This window comes from Luteimonas changyuni (assembly GCF_039548395.1).
GTDB lineage: Bacteria > Pseudomonadota > Gammaproteobacteria > Xanthomonadales > Xanthomonadaceae > Luteimonas.
In genome coordinates, this window is sequence record NZ_JBCLUZ010000008.1 from 49,245 (window position 1) to 69,227 (window position 19,983).

At 69.9% G+C, this 19,983-nt stretch carries 13 protein-coding genes and 1 pseudogene; 6 read left to right on the forward strand and 8 right to left on the reverse strand.

Annotated features, from left to right (window positions below):
* Window positions 1–58 precede the first annotated feature (58 nt).
* Both hmgA and hppD read right to left on the reverse strand, forming a co-directional pair.
* On the reverse strand, window positions 59–1,357 hold the full coding sequence (hmgA, locus tag WCD84_RS05165; RefSeq protein WP_343280655.1) for a homogentisate 1,2-dioxygenase: 1,299 nt from the start codon (window positions 1,355–1,357) through the stop codon (window positions 59–61).
* Window positions 1,358–1,453: 96 nt separating this feature from the next.
* Complete coding sequence (gene hppD, locus WCD84_RS05170; RefSeq protein WP_343280646.1) at window positions 1,454–2,548, reverse strand: 4-hydroxyphenylpyruvate dioxygenase; 1,095 nt, start codon at window positions 2,546–2,548, stop codon at window positions 1,454–1,456.
* Between the two features lie 76 nt (window positions 2,549–2,624).
* Between hppD and WCD84_RS05175 the strand changes: the two genes are divergently transcribed.
* Both WCD84_RS05175 and WCD84_RS05180 read left to right on the forward strand, forming a co-directional pair.
* On the forward strand, window positions 2,625–3,116 hold the full coding sequence (locus tag WCD84_RS05175) for a MarR family winged helix-turn-helix transcriptional regulator (protein ID WP_343280647.1): 492 nt from the start codon (window positions 2,625–2,627) through the stop codon (window positions 3,114–3,116).
* Between the two features lie 13 nt (window positions 3,117–3,129).
* Window positions 3,130–4,746: a tetratricopeptide repeat-containing sulfotransferase family protein gene (locus WCD84_RS05180; RefSeq protein WP_343280648.1), complete on the forward strand. Its 1,617-nt coding sequence runs from the start codon at window positions 3,130–3,132 to the stop codon at window positions 4,744–4,746.
* 84 nt (window positions 4,747–4,830) lie between these two features.
* Here WCD84_RS05180 and WCD84_RS05185 read toward each other — a convergent pair whose 3' ends face one another.
* The 3 genes from WCD84_RS05185 to WCD84_RS05195 all read right to left on the reverse strand — a co-directional run bounded on the left by WCD84_RS05185 (window position 4,831) and on the right by WCD84_RS05195 (window position 9,030).
* Window positions 4,831–6,402: a peptide MFS transporter gene (locus WCD84_RS05185; RefSeq protein ID WP_343254779.1), complete on the reverse strand. Its 1,572-nt coding sequence runs from the start codon at window positions 6,400–6,402 to the stop codon at window positions 4,831–4,833.
* Between the two features lie 101 nt (window positions 6,403–6,503).
* Window positions 6,504–8,084 (reverse strand): AbgT family transporter, encoded by a 1,581-nt coding sequence (locus tag WCD84_RS05190; RefSeq protein WP_343280649.1) that lies wholly within the window; start codon window positions 8,082–8,084, stop codon window positions 6,504–6,506.
* 73 nt (window positions 8,085–8,157) lie between these two features.
* Complete coding sequence (locus WCD84_RS05195) at window positions 8,158–9,030, reverse strand: tryptophan 2,3-dioxygenase (protein WP_343278977.1); 873 nt, start codon at window positions 9,028–9,030, stop codon at window positions 8,158–8,160.
* Window positions 9,031–9,168: 138 nt separating this feature from the next.
* Here WCD84_RS05195 and WCD84_RS05200 point away from each other — a divergent pair, with 138 nt between their 5' ends.
* The 4 genes from WCD84_RS05200 (at window position 9,169) to WCD84_RS05215 (ending at window position 16,670) form a co-directional block, all read left to right on the forward strand.
* Entirely contained in the window at window positions 9,169–12,831 is a 3,663-nt protein-coding gene (locus tag WCD84_RS05200; protein WP_343280650.1) for a Calx-beta domain-containing protein, read from the forward strand.
* 142 nt (window positions 12,832–12,973) lie between these two features.
* Window positions 12,974–14,047 carry a pyruvate dehydrogenase (acetyl-transferring) E1 component subunit alpha gene (gene pdhA, locus WCD84_RS05205; RefSeq protein ID WP_343254783.1) on the forward strand — a complete coding sequence of 358 codons (1,074 nt, stop codon included), beginning with the start codon at window positions 12,974–12,976 and terminating at the stop codon, window positions 14,045–14,047.
* Window positions 14,044–15,051 carry an alpha-ketoacid dehydrogenase subunit beta gene (locus tag WCD84_RS05210; RefSeq protein ID WP_343280651.1) on the forward strand — a complete coding sequence of 336 codons (1,008 nt, stop codon included), beginning with the start codon at window positions 14,044–14,046 and terminating at the stop codon, window positions 15,049–15,051. The genes pdhA and WCD84_RS05210 overlap by 4 nt, the downstream gene beginning before the upstream one ends.
* A 149-nt stretch (window positions 15,052–15,200) precedes the next feature.
* Window positions 15,201–16,670: a dihydrolipoamide acetyltransferase family protein gene (locus WCD84_RS05215; protein WP_343280652.1), complete on the forward strand. Its 1,470-nt coding sequence runs from the start codon at window positions 15,201–15,203 to the stop codon at window positions 16,668–16,670.
* 59 nt (window positions 16,671–16,729) lie between these two features.
* Here WCD84_RS05215 and WCD84_RS05220 read toward each other — a convergent pair whose 3' ends face one another.
* The 3 genes and pseudogenes from WCD84_RS05220 to WCD84_RS05230 form a co-directional block, all read right to left on the reverse strand.
* Window positions 16,730–17,683, reverse strand: a complete 954-nt coding sequence (locus WCD84_RS05220) for an MBL fold metallo-hydrolase (protein ID WP_343280653.1) — start codon at window positions 17,681–17,683, stop codon at window positions 16,730–16,732.
* 80 nt (window positions 17,684–17,763) lie between these two features.
* On the reverse strand, window positions 17,764–18,072 hold the full coding sequence (locus tag WCD84_RS05225) for a hypothetical protein (RefSeq protein ID WP_343254787.1): 309 nt from the start codon (window positions 18,070–18,072) through the stop codon (window positions 17,764–17,766).
* Between the two features lie 134 nt (window positions 18,073–18,206).
* A pseudogene (locus WCD84_RS05230) lies at window positions 18,207–19,406 on the reverse strand (tryptophan--tRNA ligase); the annotation flags it as partial.
* Window positions 19,407–19,983 lie beyond the last annotated feature (577 nt).

The window sequence follows — 19,983 nt, forward strand, 5'->3', positions numbered from 1 at the left end:
GACGGTGTGGAGATCCGGCGACGAGGCCAGCGCGGCGGCGGCGGGCGCGCCGTGTCGCTCAGCCGCCGGCCTGGAAGTGCCTGCGCAGACCCGCCCAGCACGCCTGGTAGCCGCGCTGGCGGTGTGCGGCGTCAAGCGCCTGCCGCGTGGGTCGGATCACTGCGCGGGTTTCGAACATGAAGGCCATGGTGTCGCTGATCACGTCGGGCTGCGACAGGTCGGCCGCCGAGGCCTTCTCGAAGGTCGCGGCATCGGGCCCGTGCCCGGTCATGCAGTTGTGCAGGCTGCAGCCGCCGGGCGCGAAACCCTCGGCCTTGGCGTCGTAGGCGCCGTGCACCAGGCCCATGAACTCGCTGGCGACGTTGCGGTGGAACCACGGCGGGCGGAAGGTGTCCTGCTGCACCAGCCAGCGCGGCGGGAAGATCGCGAAGTCCATGTTGCTGGTGCCGGGCGTGTCGCTGGGCGAATGCAGCACCAGGAAGATCGACGGATCCGGATGGTCGAAGCTGATCGAGCCGATGGCATTGAAGCGGCGCAGGTCGTATTTGTACGGCGCGTAGTTGCCGTGCCAGGCGACCACGTCCAGCGGCGAATGGTCGATATCCGCGCGCCACAGGTGGCCCTGGAACTTGGCGATGAGTTCGAAGTCGCCTTCGCCTTCCTCGTAGGCCGCGACCGGCGCCAGGAAGTCGCGCGGGTTTGCCAGGCCGTTGGAGCCGATCGGGCCGAGGTCGGGCAGCTGCAGCAGCGCGCCGTAGTTTTCGCAGACGTAGCCGCGCACCGTGCCGCCGTCGCCTTCGGCATCAGGCAGCTCGACCCGGAAGCGCACGCCGCGCGGGATGACCGCGATCTCCTGCGGCTCCACCTCCAGCACGCCGAGCTCGGTGGCGATGCGCAGGCGACCCTGCTGCGGGACGATCAGCAGCTCGCCGTCGGCGCTGTAGAAGAAGCGGCCGTGCATCGAAGCGTTGGCCGCGTACATGTGGATGCCGACGCCCGTGCCTGCGCGCGAACCGCCGTTGCCGGCCATGGTGAACAGGCCATCGACGAAGTCGACCCGGGTCCCGCCCGCAGGCATCGGCAGCGGATCCCAGCGCAGCTGGTCCGGCGTCACCGGGCCATCGCCGAAATCCTCGTGCAGGCGCGGCTGCGCATACGGCTGGAAGCTGCCGTGCATCGCCGCCGGACGGATCCGGTACAGCCAGCTGCGCCGGTTGGCGTGGCGCGGCGCGGTGAACGCCGTGCCCGTGAGCTGCTCGGCATAGAGCCCGTGCGCCACCCGCTGCGGCGAGTTCCGCCCCACCGGCAGCGCCCCGGCCACCGCTTCGGTGGCGAACTCGTTGCCAAAACCCGACATGTAATCGACCACGGCTGTCTCCCGGAAAAGCGTTTGCCACGGATTTACGCGGGTGGGCAAGCGCAGCGCGCGCTTCCCTCCCCCTCCGAAGCGCGCTTACAGCACCCCGCGCTCCATCTGGTCGCGCTCGATCGACTCGAACAGCGCCTGGAAGTTGCCCTCGCCGAAGCCCTCGTTGCCCTTGCGCTGGATGATCTCGAAGAAGATCGGCCCGAACGCGTTCTTGCCGAAGATCTGCAGCAGCTTGCGCTGCTTGGTCTCCGGATCGGCGTCGATCAGGATCGCGTTGCGACGCAGGCGCTCGACGTCCTCGCCATGGTCGGGCACGCGCTGGTCGATGACGTCGAAGTAGGTGGCCGGCGTGTCGAGGAAGGCGATCCCGGCCTCGCGCATCTTCTCCACCGACGCGTAGATGTCGTCGGTGAACAGCGCGATGTGCTGGATGCCCTCGCCCTTGTAGTCGCGCAGGTATTCGTTGATCTGGCTCTTCTCGTCGCTGGACTCGTTGAGCGGGATGCGGACCACGCCGTCGGGCGCGGTCATCGCCTTCGACAGCAGGCCGGTCTTGGAGCCCTTGATGTCGAAGTAGCGGATCTCGCGGAAGTTGAACAGCGTCTCGTAGTAGTCCGACCACTTCTGCATGTTGCCCAGGAACAGGTTGTGCGTCAGGTGGTCGATGAAGGTCAGGCCAAAGCCCTTCGGGTGCTGGTCGACGCCCGGCAGCGGCGCGTAGTCGGCGTAGACGTCGGCGCCGTCGCCGACGAGGTACAACATGCAGTCGCCGATGCCCTTGATCGCGGGGAAGTCGACGGCGCCGGTATCGGTCCTGTGGTCGGCCTTCTCGCCGCCGTTGGCGAGCACGTGCTCGAGCACTTCGCCCGCCGGGCGCTTGAAGCGGATCGCGAAGCCGCAGGCCGAGGGGCCGTGGCTGGCGGCGAAGTCCGATGCGAAGGAGTCCGGCTCTTCGTTGAGCAGGAAGTTGATCGTGCCCTGGCGGTACAGGGTGATCGCGCGCTGGCGGTGCCTTGCGACCGCGGTGAAGCCGAGCTTCTCCAGGTAGCTGCGCATCGCGTCGGCGCGGCCGGCGGGCGCGGCGAATTCGACGAACTCGAAGCCGTTGATGCCCATCGGGTTTTCAAAGGTGGTGACCTGCATGCCGAGGTTCGGCTGGGTCTGGGTCTGGGCGCTCATGGCGGCTCCTGCAGTGGACGGGAGGGATGCGATGTTATAGTTTCATATGAAACTAGTTGCAAGGCGCAGCGCAGCAATGTCCCAGCCTCCAGACAGGAAAGGCCCCACCGCCCCCGCCATCGATGCCGCCGGCGACGCGGTCCTCGACCTCGAGCGCTTCGTGCCCTACCAGCTCAGCCTGCTGTCCAACGTGGTCAGCCAGGAGATCGCCGAGGCCTACGGAGAACGCTTTGGCCTGGCCGTCACCGAGTGGCGGATCATCGCCGTGCTCGGCCGCTTCCCCGGGCTGTCGGCCGCCGGCGTCGCCGAACGCAGCGCCATGGACAAGGTGGCGGTGAGCCGCGCCGTGGCCCGCCTGCTCGAGCGCGGCCTGCTGCACCGGGAAATGCATGACGAAGACCGCCGGCGCTCGGTGCTGGAACTCAGCGAAGGCGGACGCGAGGTGTATTCGCAGGTCGCGCCGCTGGCGCTGGCCTACGAGCGCGAACTGCTGGCGCCGCTGAGCGAGGACGAGCGCGTGCAGTTTTCGCGCATGCTGGACAGGCTCGGCGAACGCTACGGGCTCTAGTAGATTGGTCACGATGCAAGCAGACACCCGCTCGGACGACGCCAGCCTGCCCGACGCCCAGGCCTGGCTGGAAGCCAACGCACTGGCCGCGGCCTGCGACTGGGCCGGCGCCGCCGCTGCCTATGCACGACTGGCCGACGCGGCACCCGGCGATGCGGCGCCCTGGCTCGGATTGGCCAAGGCCCAGGCGCGCGCCGGCCGCTACCGCGACATGCATGCCGCCACGATGCGGGCCCACGCAGCCGGCCCCCGCTCCTGGCCGCACGCGCTGGCGCTCGCGCGACTGCTGCGCGACCTGCACGAGCCACGCGCGCTGACCGAGCTGTCGCTCGCGCTTGCCGGGCGCGCCGACCAGGCCAGCGTCGACGACATGGTCGCGCTGGCGGACCTGCTTGGCGCCGAGGACCTGCACGAAGCCGGGATGGCCTGGCTGGACCGCGCGGTGGCCCGCGACCCCGGCCACGCCCCCGCGCGCTACGTGCGCGGCAGCACGCGCCTGTTCCTGGGCGACATGGCCGGCGCCCGCGAGGACCTGGACCGGGCGATCGCCGTGACGCCGCACTTCGCCCATGCCCACCGCCGCCTGTCACAGCTGCGCGCGCAGGACACGACGGGCACGCCGGCGCGCATCGCCCGCCTGCGCGACGAACGGGCGCGCGTCGCCCCGGGGAGCGAGCACGACATCCACTTCAGCCACTCCCTGTTCGACGAGCTGCACGAGCTCGGCGAACACGCGGCCGCCTGGCCCGAGCTCGAGCGCGGCATGCGCGCCAAGCGCGCCGCCATGCGCTACGACGTCGCCGACGACCTGCGTCTGCTCGAAGCCATCCGCGACCGCTGCGACGCGGGATTCCTTGCCGGTCCGGGCCATGACCCGGGCGCTGGCGCGCAGCAACCGGTGTTCATCGTCGGCCTGTTCCGCTCCGGCTCGACGGTGCTCGAACGCATGCTTGGAGGCCACCCCGCGGTAGCCGAGGGCGGCGAAAGCATGGGCTTTGCCGCGGCTCTGCGGCTGGCCGCCGACCATCGCGGCCAGGGCCTGATCGACGCCGCGCTCCTCGATCGCCTGGAAACGATCGACTGGCCGGCGCTGGGCCGGGCCTTCCTCGAGGCGAACGCATGGCGCGCGCGCGGCCGCGGCCTGTGGACGGAGAAGCTGCCCACCAATTCCCTGCTGCTGGGCTGCATCGCGCGCGCACTGCCGCGGGCGCGGTTCATCCATACCCGGCGCGCGCCGATGGACGTGTGCTTCTCCAACCTGCGCATGCTCTATGGCGGTTCGGCGCGCTGGTCCTATGACCAGCGCGAACTGGCGGCGTGGCACCAGGGTCACGCGGCGCTGATGGCGCACTGGCACGGCGTGGCCGGCCCAAGGCTGCTCGACGTGGCCCATGACGACCTGCTGCGCGACGCGGACGCCACCATGCACCGCGTCCTCGCGCACATCGGCCTGGATTTCGATCCCGCCGTGCTGACGCCGGCGCGCGGCGGCGGTGCCGTTTCCACCGCAAGCGCGGCGCAGGTGCGCGCCGGGCTGCGGGCGCCGCGTGCGCCCGACTGGCTTCCCTATCGCGATCGCCTGGGCCCGCTGGCCTCGGGCCTGGGCGTGGATCCGGTCATCAAGGCCTGAAGCACTCCGGCCTGAAGCATTCCAAACCGATCCGATCAGGGACGACCCGGCCGATCGGACCGGGTCGTCCCGCACACTCTCGCGTCAGCGACGCTCTTCGGTGATGTCGATGCCTGCCGCTGCCGGCTCGGCCAGCTCGTCCTGTCCGGCGAGATCGTCGTCGCGCAGGGTGTCGAGGTGCATCAGCTTCTTCACCAGCGGTGCGATCAGCAGCATCACGATGCCCACGCCCACCGCCAGCCAGCCGACGTTGGAATAGACATCCAGCACCTTCTCCGGACCCGCGCCCTCGCCGCCGGTGGCGGCCGAGATCAGGCCCGCGGCGAAGTTGCCGGTGGCCGAAGCGAAGAACCAGGTGCCCATGATCAGGCTGGCCATGTGGGCCGGCGTCAGCCGGTTCATCGCCGACAGCCCCACCGGCGACAGGCACAGTTCGCCGAGGGTGTGGATCAGGTAGATCACGAAGATGAAGATCACCGGAGTCGCGCCCACGGTCGACGCATTGGCGCCGGCGACCAGGGCGAGGAAGCCCGCGCCCACCAGCACCACGCCGAGTGCGAACTTGGCGGGAGTGGACGGCTCGAGGCCGCGCCTGGCCAGGGCCAGCCACATCATCGCGAACAGAGGCGCCAGGCAGACGATGTAGATCGAGTTCAGCGACTGGAACATCGAGGCCGGCACTTCCCAGCCGAGGATATTGCGGTCGACCGAGCGGTCGGTGAACAGGTTCAGCGACGCGCCGGCCTGCTCGAACAGCGCCCAGAACAGGATCGAGCCGATGATCAGGTACATCGCGGCGAAGATGCGGTTGCGCTCTTCGCGCTGCATCGAGAACACCGCCTTGTAGAGCACGTAGCAGACCAGGATCAGGCCCGCGCCGCCCAGCAGGAAGCCGACCAGCTTCTGGTGCTGGATCATCCACCACACCAGGCCCACGGTCAGGAAGCTGAGCGCGTAGAGCAGCCACTCGAAGCGGATGCCGAACATCGGCGCCACAAGCCGCTGCGGATCACGCGGCTCGCCGCGGCCCATCAGCATCGGCTTGCCGATGATGAACACCACCAGGCCCAGCAGCATGCCGACGCCGGCGGCACCGAAGCCGTACTTCCAGCCATAGGTCTGGCCGAGGTAGCCGGCGATCAGCGAACCGAGCATCGCGCCCAGGTTGATGCCCATGTAGAAGATCGTGTACGCCGGGTCGCGCCGGATGTCGGTGCGCGGGTACAGCTGGCCGACCATCACCGAGATGTTGGCCTTGAGGAAGCCCGAGCCGACGATGATGAAGGACAGCGCCAGCCAGAAGATGTTGAGCTCGGCCGCGCCCTGGCCACCGGTGCCTTCGAATGCCATCAGGAAGTGGCCGAAGGTCAGCAGCACCGCGCCGAACAGCACCGCCTTGCGCTGCCCCAGGTAGCGGTCGGCCAGATACCCGCCCACCACCGGCGCGATGTACACCAGCGCGGTGTAGGCGCCGTAGATCACCGAGGCCTCGCCGTCCGAGAACATCCAGTGCTGGACGAGGTAGAAGATCAGCAGCGCGCGCATGCCGTAGTAGGAGAAGCGCTCCCACATCTCGGCGAAGAACAGCACGAACAGGCCGCGCGGATGGCCGAGGATGGTCTTCTTTTCCTCGGCTGCGTAGGGATTCGGGGTCACTCGCTACTCCTGGCTGATTGGGTACGGCGCGCTGGCCGACCGGTTAACTTAGCGTGATGCCGCCGCCAAGGGGAAGTGCGGGACCCTTTGCGCGGCCGTTGTCAGCCCGGGTAGCCGTAGCTCGAACCCACGCCCAGCGGCAGGCCCAGCGCCCAGAATCCGACCAGGAACAGGCTCCAGGTGACCAGCAGCGTGACCGAGAACGGCAGCATCAGTGCCAGCAGCGTGCCGACGCCGGCCGACTTCACGTACTTCTGGCAGAACACCACGATCAGCGGGAAATAGGGCATCAGCGGGGTGATGATGTTGGTGCTCGAGTCGCCGACGCGGTAGGCGGCCTGGGTGAGGTCGGGCGAGATTCCCAGCTGCATCATCATCGGCACCATGATCGCGCCGATCAGCGCCCACTTGGCCGACGCCGATCCGATCAGCAGGTTCACCGTCCCGGAAAGCAGCACGATGCCGATCACCATCAGCGACATGTGCAGGCCCATCGACTGCAGCGTATTGGCGCCCTTGATCGCCAGCAGCACGCCCAGGTTGGACTGGCTGAATGCGTAGATGAACTGCGCGGCGAAGAAGGCCATGACGATGTAGTAGCCCATGCCGCTCATCGACTTGCTCATGCCCTGGACGATGTCGCGGTGGCTGCCGACCGTGCCCGACACGTAGCCGTAGACCACGCCCGGAATCAGGAAGAACAGGAAGATCAGGGCCACGATCGACTGCATCAGCGGCGCGCTGAATGCGAGCAGCGGATGGGTCGAGGCCGGCAGCGTGGCCGGATCCGCGGCCCACGGCGTCCCCGCCGGCAGCAGGCTCAGCACGAACAGGACCACCGCCACGCCCATGGCCGCGAGCGCGCTCCACAGGGCGCGCTTCTCGACGGGCGTCAGCGGATCCATGGTCGGCATGTCGCCGCTGTCACCGTCGACGACCGTGGCCTGCAGGCGCGGCTCGATGACGCGGTCGGTCAGGAACCAGCCCACCAGCACCACCAGGAAGGTCGAAGCGGTGGTGAAGAAGTAGTTGTTCATCGGATTGACCAGGGCCTCGGGCGCGATGATGCGCGCGGCCTCCTGGGTCAGTCCGGCCAGCATCGGGTCGAGGCTAGACGGCACGAAGAACGTCGCGGAGAAGCCGCCCGACACGCCTGCGAAGGCCGCCGCGATGCCGGCCAGCGGGTGGCGCCCGGCGGCATAGAAGATCACCGCGCCCAGCGGGATCACCAGCACGTAGCCAGCGTCGACCGCGACGTGGCTGAGGATGCCCACTCCGATCAGCGCCGGCGTCAGCAGCATCTTCGGGGTCACGCCGAGGATCGCGCGCAGCACCGCGTTGATGAAGCCGGTGTGCTCGGCCACGCCCAGGCCGAGCATGGCGACCAGCACCACGCCCAGCGGCGCGAAGTTCACGAAGGTGGACACCATCGTGGCCATGAACGCGGTCAGGCTGGCCCCGGAGAGCAGGTTCCGGATCACCACCGGATCACCGCTGCGCGGATCGATCTCGCTGAAGCTGACGCCGGACAGCAGCGCCGAAATCGCCCAGGTCGCCAGCATCAGGATCAGGAACAGGATCGCCGGATCTGGAAGCCGGTTGCCGATGCGCTCGATGGCGTCGAGGGCGCGCGAAACGGGGCCGCGCGACGCGGTGGCGCGTTCCTGTGCTGGCTGGTTCATGCAATATCCCCTTGGAATCAGTGGCGGATCCTAGCAGGCGGACCGACGGCAGGGTCGCGCCTGCATCGCCCGCTCAGTAGGCGCCGTCCGGCGCGCCGCCGATGCGCGTGCGCACCTCGAACAGCTCCGGGAAGAAGGTCAGATCCAGCGCCTGCTTCAGGAAGCCCACGCCGCTGGAACCGCCGGTGCCGCGCTTGAAGCCGATGATGCGCATCACCGTGCGCATGTGGCGGAAGCGCCAGAGCTGGAACTCGGTTTCCAGGTCCACCAGGTCCTCGCAGAGGTGGTAGGCCTCCCAGTGCGAGGCGGTGTCGCGGTAGATGCGCTCGAACACCGGCATCAGCTCGTCGTCCATCACGTGCGGCCGGGTCCAGTCGCGCTCCAGGTGGCGCGCCGGCACGGCGTGGCCGGTGCGCGCCAGGTGGCGCAGGGCCTCGTCGTACAGGCCGGGCGCCTCGAGCGCGCCGCGCAGCATGGCCTCGGCCGCGGGGTCGTGGGCGAAGACCTTCAGCATGCCCGCGTTCTTGTTGCCGAGCAGGAACTCGACGGTGCGGTACTGGGCCGACTGGAAGCCCGAGGACGGCCCCAGCAGGTCGCGGAACTCGGCGTACTCCGAAGGCGTGAGCGTTTCCAGCACCGACCACATCGCGGTCAGCTGGCGCAGCACGCCCTTGCAGCGCGCGAAGATTTTCTGGCACGGGTCCAGCCGGCCCGCCCGCAGGTGGCCGACCGCCGCCTGCAGCTCGTGGACCAGCAGCTTCAGCCACAGCTCCGAGACCTGGTGCTGGATGATGAACAGCATTTCGTCGTGGTGCGGCGGGTCGGTCACCGGCTGCTGCGCTGACAGCAGCCGGTCCAGACGCAGGTAGCCGCCGTAGGTCATGCGGCCGGAAAGCTCGGTGTGGATGCCGGCCTCCAGGGCGCGTTCGTTGTGTTCGATGCTCATGCGCAAAGGGTAGCGCAGGCCCCTCCCGTGGCGGGGGATGGCCGAGTCCGGGTGCGTCACACAACTGCCGCCCGGCTGGTGCAGAATCGCGGAGCTGCGGCGGGGGCCGCGCCAGACATCTTCCAGGGGAACCACACCATGCAACCGACTCCGCGCCGCCTGGCGCTCGCCCTTGCCCTGTCCGCGGCCATCGGCGCCGCGCACGCCGATTCCACGCCGCAGGCGCTGCCGTTCGCGCAGGACTGGACCGATACCGGCCTGGTCACCGCCAATGACGATTGGTCGAACGTGCCCGGCATCCTCGGCTACCTCGGCGGCGACCTGACTTCGGCCAACGGGGTCGACCCGCAGACGGTGCTGGGCGCCGATGCCGCCGGCGTCGTCGACGTGATCGCCAACCAGACCAGTACCAGCATCAGCAACGGCGGCGTGGCCGAGTTCCACATCGCCGATCCGGTGGTGGCGCTGCAGGGCAGCGGTTCGGCGGACGCGCCCTATCTCAGGATCCACCTCGACACCCGCGGCGCGAGCGGCATCCAGGTGTCCTACCGCCTGCGCGACGTCGACGCCTCGGCCGACGACGCCGTCCAGCAGGTCGCCCTGCACTACCGCGTCGGCGGCATCGGCGACTTCAGCAACGTGCCCGAGGCCTACGTCGCCGACGCCAGCAGCCCCGGCGGCACGCGCGACACGCCGGTGTCGGTGAATCTGCCCGCCGACGCCGACAACCAGGCGCTGGTTGAGCTGCGGATCATGACCACGAACGCCGCCGGCAACGACGAATGGATCGGCATCGACGACATCAGCGTGGTTGCCGGCGGCGGCGGCGCCGTCCCGGTGATCAACCTCGGCAACGGCAGCGTGGCCGAGGGCGATTCGGGCACCACCGAGATGTTCTTCCAGGTCGGCCTGAGCCGGCCCGCCGGTCCCGGCGGCGCCAGCTTCGACTATGCGACCGCCAACGGCACCGCGCTGGCCGGCGAGGACTACGTCGCCAAGAGCGGCACGGCCACCATCGCCGAAGGCGACACCTCGGTCTCGCTCTCGGTCACCGTGGTAGGCGACACCGTGGCCGAGGCCGACGAAACCTTCGGCCTGGCGCTGTCGAACATCTCCGGCGCGGCGGACGGCACCCTCGTTGGCACCGGCACCATCGTCAACGACGACTTCACGATCGTGCCGATCGCCGCCATCCAGGGCGCGGGCGCGAGCTCGCCGCTCGCGGGCCAGTCGGTGGTGACCGAGGGCATCGTCACCGCGCGCAAGAACAACGGCTTTTTCATGCAGACCGCCGACGGCCAGGACGACGGCGACGACGCCACGTCCGAGGGCATCTTCGTGTTCACCGCGGGGGCCCCGCCCGCGGCGGCCTCGATCGGCCACCGCGTGCGCGTGCAGGCCACGGTGGAGGAATACATTCCCGCCGCCGATCCCTACCAGCTGCCGATGACCGAGCTGACTTTCGCCACCGTCACCCAGCTCGGCACCGGCCATGCGCTGCCGGCGCCGGTGGTGCTGGCGGCGGACAGCGTGCTGCCCGAGGGCGGGCTCGACCAGCTCGAGGCCTTCGAAGGCATGCGCGTCAGCATCCCCAGCGCCACCGTGGTCGCGCCCACCCGCGGCAACACCAGCGAAGCCAATGCCACCTCGACCGGCAACGGCCAGTTCGCGGTGGTGGTCACCGGCGTGCCGCGCCCGCTGCGCGAGGCCGGCATCCAGCTGCCCGACCCGGATCCGAGCGGGACCACGGCCACCGCCATCCCGCGCTGGGACTTCAACCCCGAGGTCATCGCGGTGGACAGCGACACCATCGGCGCGCCGCAGGCGAACCTGGCCGCCGGCTGCCGGATCGTCGACGGCACGCTGACCGGTCCGCTGGACTACACCTTCCGCCGCTACACCATCTACCCGGAAGGCCCCCTGGCGAGCGCCTGCGACGGCCTCGACCAGCCGCGCGGCGCGGTGGTGCCCAGCGAGGACCACGCCACCTTCGCCACCTACAACCTGCAGCGCTTCTTCGACACGGTGAACGACCCGGCCATCAGCGAACCGGTGCTCACCGCCGACGCGTTCGCGGCCCGGCTCAACAAGGCCTCGCTCGGCATCCGCGCCTATATGCATTCGCCCGACGTGATCGGCGTGAGCGAAGTCGAGAACCTGCCCACGCTGCAGGCCCTGGCCGACAGGATCAATGCCGATGCGGTGGCGCTGGGCGAGCCCGATCCCGGCTACGTCGCCTACCTCGAGGAAGGCAACGACGTCGGCGGCATCGACGTCGGCTTCCTGGTGAAGTCCGGCGAGATCGCCGCGGGCCTGCAGCGGGTGCAGGTGGTGGCGCTGGAGCAGGTCGGCGCGACCGATACCTGGACCTATGCCGGCGACGGCTCGACCTCGCGCATCAACGACCGTCCGCCGCTGGTCCTGCACGCGGTGGTGAACTTCGCCGACGGCCGTGTGTTCCCGATCACCGTGGTGACCGTGCACCAGCGCTCGCTCAGCGGCATCAATGACGAAACCCCGCTGGGTACCGGCACCAACGGTGACCGCGTGCGGCAGAAGCGCCAGATCCAGGCCGGGTTCCTCGCAAACCTGCTGCAGGAGCTGCAGACCCCGTTGCTCGACCGCAAGGTCGTGGTGCTCGGCGACTTCAACGCGTTCGAGTTCAACGACGGCTATGTCGACGTGATGGGTGCCCTGACCGGCATGGCTTCGCCCGACGAGACCACCGCGGTGGAATACGACGGGACCAATCTGGTCGAGCCTGGTTTCGTGAACGCCACGCATGCCCTGGATCCTTCGCAGCGATACTCGTTCGTGTTCGAGAACAACGCACAGTCGCTCGACCACATCCTTGTGAACCAGAGGCTGCTGGCCTCGCCGCTGTTCAACTCGTGGACCATCAGCCACGCCCGGCTCAACGCCGACTTCCCGGAAACCGCGCGCAACGACCCCGACAGCGCCGCGCGCCTGTCCGACCACGATCCGTCGGTGCTGATGCTGCGCATGAACGCGCTCCGTTTCGCCGACATGCAGGCCGTGGTGGACGCGCCCCAGCCCGCCGTGCAGGTGGGCGGGACGATGACCTGGGTGGTGCAGGCCAAAAACCAGGGCCCCGACGCGGCCGGGTTCCCCGGGGTGGGCTTCGCGGTGGGCACATTGCTGCCGACGCTGACGGTCGAAGCGCCCGCCGGCTGGACCTGCGATGCGACGACGGCCGAGGCCGGGCTGACCACCTCCGCCTGTACCGCAGACACCCTGGCGGCGTCCGCGACGGCCGGGTTCACGGTCCATGCAACGGCACCGGCGCACCTCGCCGGCTACTCGGCCACGCTGACGGCGGCCGCAACCTCGCAGACCGACGATCCCGAGACGAGCAACGACAGCGACAGCGCCACGATCGCCGTCGCTGCACAGGCCGACCTGGCGGTGACGATGACCGCGGCCGAGCGGATCGTGCGTGGCGCCTGGGGGCACCATTCGATCCAGCTCCACAACAACGGTCCGGCGACCGTCAACGACGTGCTGGTCCGTCTTTCGGCGGGGGTGGACGAGTCGCTGGTCTGGGTCGACGGCAGCCTCGAATGCGTCACCGGATCGGCCAATCCCTTCCGCGCGCTCTGCCTCCTGGAGGGTCCGTTCGAAGCCGGCCAGACCCGCAACCTGCAGTTCATGACCGGCACCGGCAGTCGCCTCACCCCGCCCAGGTACGACGTCACGGTCCAGGTGGAGTCGGACATCGATGATCCCGACGCCGGAAACAACGCCGCCCGCGCCCGGATCCACACCGTCCGCGGCGACTGACGCCGCAAGCGGATGCGGCGTGCCTCGCACGCCGCTCCACCCCCGGCCACGCCACGGACGGCGTTGCCGCAGCGCGCAACGAACCCGAAACGCCCTCCGGGTATCATGTCCGGCTCCCGTGGATGACCGAGCACGTGCCCGCATGAGCGTTGCCGCGACCTTTGAAATCGAATACCTCCAGTACCTTGGCCCTGACGGCACCCTGGTGGCCGACCTGCCCCCGGAGGCCCTTCCGGCGGCGGAAATCCTGCCGCTTTTCAAGCAGATGCTGATGGTGCGCACCTTCGACACCAAGGCCATCGCACTGCAGCGCACCGGCAAGCTCGGCACCTACGCCGCCAGCCTGGGCCACGAGGCCACGCACATCGGCATCGGCGCCGCGATGCGCCCCGAGGACGTGTTCGCCCCCAGCTACCGTGAATACGGCGCGCAGTTCATGCGCGGCGTGAAGCCGCGCGACGTCCTGATGTACTGGGGCGGCGACGAGCGCGGCAACGACTTCTCCGGCCCGAAGCACGACTTCCCGTGGTGCGTGCCGATCGCGACTCAGTGCCTGCACGCGGCCGGCGCGGCGCTGTCGTTCAAGCTCCGCGGCGAAGACCGCGTGGCCGTGACCTGCTGCGGCGACGGCGGCTCGTCCAAGACCGACACCTACGCGGCGATCAACTCCGCCGGCGCGTTCGAGCTGCCCTTCATCCAGTGCATCATCAACAACGGCTGGGCGATCTCGGTGCCGCGCAAGTCGCAGACCGGCGCCAAGACCCTGGCCCAGAAGGGCCTGGCCGGCGGCCTGCACTGCCTGCAGGTGGACGGCAACGACCTGTTCGCCGTGCTCGAGGGCATGCGCCGCGCCATGGAGCGCGCGCGCTCGGGCGGCGGCGGCAGCGTCATCGAATTCATGACCTACCGCCTGCACGACCACACCACCGCCGACGACGCCCGCCGCTACCGCGACGAGGCCGAAGTGAAGGACGGCTGGACCCGCGATCCGATGACCCGCCTGCGCACCTGGCTCACCGCCCAGGGCGTCTGGGACGAGGCGCAGGAAAAGGCCTGGATCGAGGAGTGCGGCCAGATGGTCGACGTGGAAATCAACGCCTACCTGGAGTGCAAGGTGCAGCCCGTGGAAGCGATGTTCGACTATCTGTATGCCGATCCGCCCGCCGACCTGCTGCAGCAGCGCGCAGCCGCCATCGCCCTGGAGAAGCGCTCGTGAGCGCCGTGGCGAAGGACGCGGCGCCCGCCGCCATCACCCTGATCGAAGCGGTGACCCAGGCCCTGGCCTACGAGATGCGCAACGACCCCTCGGTCGTGGTGCTGGGCGAGGACGTGGGCGTCAACGGCGGCGTGTTCCGCGCCACCGCCGGCCTGCACGCCGAGTTCGGCGACCTGCGCGTGATCGACACCCCGCTGGACGAGACCACCATCGCCGGCCTGACCGTCGGCATGGCCGCGCAGGGCATGAAGCCGGTGGCCGAGGCCCAGTTCGACGGCTTCGTCTATCCGATGCTGGATCATGTGATCTGCCACGCCGCGCGCTTCCGCTACCGCACCCGCGGGCGGCTGACCTGCCCGATGGTGCTGCGCGTGCCCTGGGGCGGCGGCATCCGCGCGCCGGAGCACCACTCCGAGGCCAACGAGGCGCTGTTCACCAACGTCCCGGGCCTGCGCGTGGTCCTGCCCTCGTCGCCGGCGCGCGCCTACGGCCTGCTGCTGGCCGCGATCCGCGAGCCGGATCCGGTCATCTTCATGGAGCCCAAGCGCATCTATCGCCAGTACAAGGAACTCGTGCCCGACGACGGCGAGGCGCTGCCGCTGGACGTGTGCTTCGTGCTGCGCGACGGCACCGACGTGACCCTGGTGACCTGGGGCGCGCAGGTGAAGGAGACGCTGGAAGCCGCCGAGGCACTGGCGAAGGACGGCGTCAGCGCCGAGGTCATCGACGTCGCCACGCTCACGCCGCTGGACTTCGACACCATCGCCGAGTCGGTGGCCAAGACCGGCCGCTGCGTGATCGTGCACGAAGCGCCGAAGACCGCCGGCTTCGGCGGCGAGATCGCCGCGCGCCTGGCCGAGGAGTGCATGTACGACCTGCTGGCGCCGGTCGAGCGCGTCACCGGCTACGACACGCACATCCCGCTGTTCCGTCTTGAAATGAAGTACCTGCCCAGCGTCGAAAAGATCGTCTCCGCGGTGAAGCGGGCGATGGCCGCCGGCTGAGCACGCGCGGCAGCGGGCAATCCGCCCGCGCTGCCGCACCGCTGCGCGACGCAGCAGGCGACACGACGACATCGCCGTGCCCGTTGCACCGGGCCGGCGAACCGAACGCAACCGCTCCCCCGCTGGAGCACCGGATTCCCGAGGACACCATGGCCGACAAGAAGACCTTTTACCTCCCCGACCTCGGCGAAGGACTGCCCGACGCCACCATCGTCGAGTGGTTCATCAAGGAGGGCGACATCATCCGCCTGGACGAGAACCTGGTGTCGATGGAAACCGCCAAGGCCGTGGTCGACGTGCCTTCGCCGGTCTCGGGCAAGGTGCTGAAGCTCGCCGGCGCCGCCGGCGACGTGGTGGTCACCGGCGCGATGCTGGCCGAATTCGAGATCGATCCCAGCCTGCCGCAGCGTGCGGAGGGCCAGGACACCGGCCACCACCACGGCGGTGGCGGACACGGCGTCGGCAGCCAGGACCCGGCGCCGGACGACAAGGTCGTCGCATCCGATGACGGCGGGGCGATCAGCGAGGGCGGCGAAGCCGCGCCGAAGGGCGAGGCCGGCGGCGAGCGCAGCGACAGCGGTACCGTGGTCGGCGCCATGCAGTCGTCGGACGCCGTGCGCAGCGAACAGGCCGTGGCCGTGGGCGGCGTGCGCGCCATGCCCGCCGTGCGCGCACAGGCGCGCAAGCTCAAGGTCGATATCAGCCGCGTCAGTGGCACCGGTAGCGACGGCACCGTGACCATGGCCGACGTGAAGCGCGCCGCGGCCGACGGCAGTGCGCCGATGGGCGCCGGCGGTCGCGCTCCTGTGGGAGCGGCTACAGCCGCGAATGCCGCAGCGCCGATCGCGGCCGCTCCCACAGGAGCAGGGGCAGGAGCAGGGGCAGGGGCAGGCCCAGCCGCCGGCCGTGCCGCCGGCGACCGCACCGCGCTGTCCGCGAGCGGCAAGCCGATGCGCACCCAGCCGCCGGGCGTCACCGCCAGCGGCCAGCCCGAGCAGCTCAAGGGCGTGCGCCGCAACATGGCGCGCGTCATGGCCGCCGCACACGCCCAGGTCGTGCCGACCACCCTGGTCGACGACGCCGACCTGCACGCCTGGGCCGGCAAGCAGGACATCACCGCGCGCCTGATCCGCGCGATCTGCACCGCGGCCAAGGCCGTGCCCGCGCTCAACGCCTGGTTCGACGGTGACAGCCTGACCCGCACCATGCATCCGCAGGTCGACATCGGCATCGCCGTGGACACCGACGACGGCCTGTTCGTGCCGGCGCTTCGCAATGCCGACGTGCTCGACGCCGCCGGCGTGCGCGCCGGCATCCAGCGCCTCCGGGCCCAGGTCGAGGACCGCAGCATCCCGGCCAGCGAACTCTCCGGCTACACCATCAGCCTGTCGAACTTCGGCATGTTCGCCGGCCGCTACGCCACTCCCGTGGTGGTGCCGCCGTGCGTGGCCATCGTCGGCGCCGGCAAGCTGAGCCAGGACGTGGTGGCCGTGATCGGCGGCATCGAGGTGCACCGCCGGATGCCGATCTCGCTGACCTTCGACCACCGCGCCGCGACCGGCGGCGAGGCCGCGCGCTTCCTCAAGGCGCTGCTCGACGACATGGCGCTGGCGAACTGACGCCACCTGCCGCGCCGTGGCATCGCCGCGCGCCACGACCGTGGGCGCGGCTCGCGGCTTCAGCCGCCGCGCGCCGCCTGCCTGCGCTCACGCTCCAGCCACGCGGCCAGGCCCTGCGCGTTGAGCTCGATGTCCATGTCCAGCAGCGCGGGCACACTCTGTTCGGGATCGCCAACGCCGTGGATGCGCGCGCGGTCCACGTAGAGCGTCGTCAAGGCCTGCTTCAGCGCGGCGTGCGCGTCCGGCGCATCGGCCAGGAACTGCGCCAGCGCGACCATCGCGTCGACCTGTTCGACCAGGCGCAGGCCCACGCGCCGCACGTCGCGCACGGCGCCGAAGTGGGTGACGTAGCAGACCTCCGGCTCCGCCGCCAACAGGCGCCGCACGGAGTCCTTCATCTGCACCGGGTCGAACTGCACCGGTGACGTGGTCGGGATCGCGAACGGGCGGCCGCCGACGTCGAACTCCCGATAGGAAATGCCGAAGACATCGCCGGTGAACCAGGCGCGCGTGCGCGCGTCCCACACCGACAGGTGGTGCAGTGCATGCCCCGGCGTGTGCGCCAGCAGCAGCGGGCGGCCCGCCAGGTCCAGAACCTGGCCGTCGGCCGCCTCCAGCACGCGCTCCGCCGGCGCCGGCACCAGCCCGCCGTAGGCACGATCGAACAGCGCATCACCGTAGACCTGCCGCGCACTGGCGATCAGCCTGGCCGGATCGAGCAGGTGCGGCGCACCGCGTGGATGCACCACCAGGCGCGCGGCGGGCAGCTCGCGCAGCAGCGCGCCGGCGCCACCGGCATGGTCGAGGTGGACGTGGGTGGCGATGAGGTAGTCGACGGCATCGCGCGCCACCCCGGCGGCGTCCAGCGCGGCGAGCATGCGCGGCACGCTGTGCAGGGTGCCGCAGTCGATCAGCGCCGCACGCCCGGCTTCCGCCACCAGGTAGGCGGCGCAGAAGTCGGGCCGTTCGCCGAAGCCGGTATCGATGATGGTGATGCCGTCGCCCAATCCCACGCAATGCCCTCGCTGTGACCGTGACCCCGGAGCCTGGGGGAACGCGCCGGCCGCGCCGATACGACTTTGGTCCAACGCGCTCAGCGCCGGCGGAACAGCAGCATCCGCAGCACCACCGCGAACAGCATGGCCGCCAGGAACACGCCGTAGCCCAGCGCGGTGGCGAGGATCTGCCGCCACATGCGGCCGTGGGCCGGGTCTGCGACCTGGTGCGACCAGTACAGGCTGGCCACGAACACCGCCAGCGCCGCCAGCAGCGCGACCACGTCGTACAGCCGCCGCACGACGCCCCGCGGCTGGCGCGGATAGATCCAGAACAGGGTCGCCAGGATCAGGAACCAGGGCAGGAACAGGATCAGGGTGAGGTTCACTTCGAGCAGCGGATTCATCCTTCGTCATCTCCGAAGCGCCCAAGCGCCTGCACCAGCGCGGCCTCGTCCACGCCCGCGCCCAGCGCGCCAACGGCCGCGCCGTCGAGCAGGACCTGGCCGGCCTCGTCGATGCGGGGGGGCGCGGTTCCCGACTTCAAGGACGCCACCACGCGGCCACAGTCGCGCGGCGACTCGAAGCCGGCGCCCTGCAGCAGCAGGCGCTCGCCGTCGACAAGCTTGAAGTGGAAGCGGCCATCGGCTTCGCGGTACTGCTTGAACACCGGCGGCGCCGGCCTGGCCGCGCCTTCACCCGCAGCGGACGACGCCGCGATTGCGCCGCCGCGCGCGCCCAGGTCGCGCAGCCCGACCGCATCGCGCAGCCGCGCCAGCAGCGGCCGCGCGCGCTCGTCGCGCAGGCGCTCGCCGCCCAGGCGCAGCACGCGTTCGATGCCGGCCGGGTCGGCCACCAGGGCGTCGTAGCGCTCGCGCATCGGCGCAAGTTCGGTATCGATGCGCTCGACCAGCCGCTCCTTGGCGTCCCCCCAGGAAATGCCGTCTGCGAACGCATGGCGCATCGCCTCGGTGTCGCCGCCCCCCGCAAAGGCCTGGTAGAGCTGGAACACCGCCGAACCCGCGGTGTCCTTCGGCTCGCCCGGCGCACGCGAGTCGGTCACGATCGAAAGCACCAGCTTGCGCAGCTGCTCGCGCGGCGCGAACAGCGGGATGACGTTGTCATAGCTCTTCGACATCTTGCGGCCGTCCAGGCCCGGCAGGGTCGCGACCTGCTCCTCCACTGCCGCCTCGGGCAGGGTGAAGTGCGCGCCGTAGAGATGGTTGAAGCGCTGCGCGAAGTCGCGCGCCATTTCGATGTGCTGCACCTGGTCGCGGCCCACCGGCACCCTGTGCGCGTTGAACAGCAGGATGTCCGCGGCCATCAGCACCGGGTACATGTAGAGCCCCGCGGTCACGCCGGCATCGTCGTCGCTGCCTTCGGCGCGGTTGCGATCGACCGCGGCCTTGTAGGCATGGGCGCGGTTGAGCAGGCCCTTGCCCGCCACGCAGGTGAGCAGCCAGGTCAGCTCGGTGGTCTCGGGGACGTCCGACTGGCGGTAGAACGCCACGCGCTCGGGATCCAGTCCGCAGGCAAGCCAGCTGGCCGCGATCTCCAGCGTCGAACGCTGCACCCGCACCGGATCATGGGTGCTGATCAGGGCGTGGTAGTCGGCAAGGAAGAAAAAGCTTTCGACATCGGGTGCCGCGCTAGCGAGCACCGCGGGGCGGATCGCACCGACGTAGTTGCCCAGGTGCGGAACGCCGGTGGGCTTGATGCCGGTGAGGACGCGCAGGCTCATGCAGGGACCGGAGGCGGAAAACGCCATTCTAATCCAGTGCCCGCCAGGACTCGCCCTCCCCGGGTTCTCCCGCCGCGGCGCCCGGTCCGCGGACAAAAAAGGTTCTTCTCCCGATTGAGGGAGAGACGTTCGGCCGGCCCGGCGGAGTGGCTGGTTCTTCTCGAGGCTCCGGGTGATGACATGACAGTTGGGGCCGGGAGCTGCTTCATCCTGGTCTGCGCTGCGGGTGCCGGGAATTTCTGCGTTGTAGTCCGCGCTGCACGTGCCGCGCATTTCTCCGTTCTGGTCCGCGCTGCCCGTCCCGTGCATTTCTCCGTTCTGGTCCGCGCTGCCCGTCCCGCACATTTCTCCGTTTTAGCCCGCGCTGCCCGTCCCGCACATTTCTCCGTTTTAGTCCGCGCTGCCCGTCCCGCACATTTCTCCGTTTTAGTCCGCGCTGCCCGTCCCGCACATTTCTCCGTTTTAGTCCGCGCTGCCCGTCCCGCACACAGGGGGTGTGCTGCGCCGGCCGTCTCCGCGTCCTGCTCCCAGCGGCCGGGCGCCGGCCATCCATGGCCGGCTCTCCGCACACCCCCTG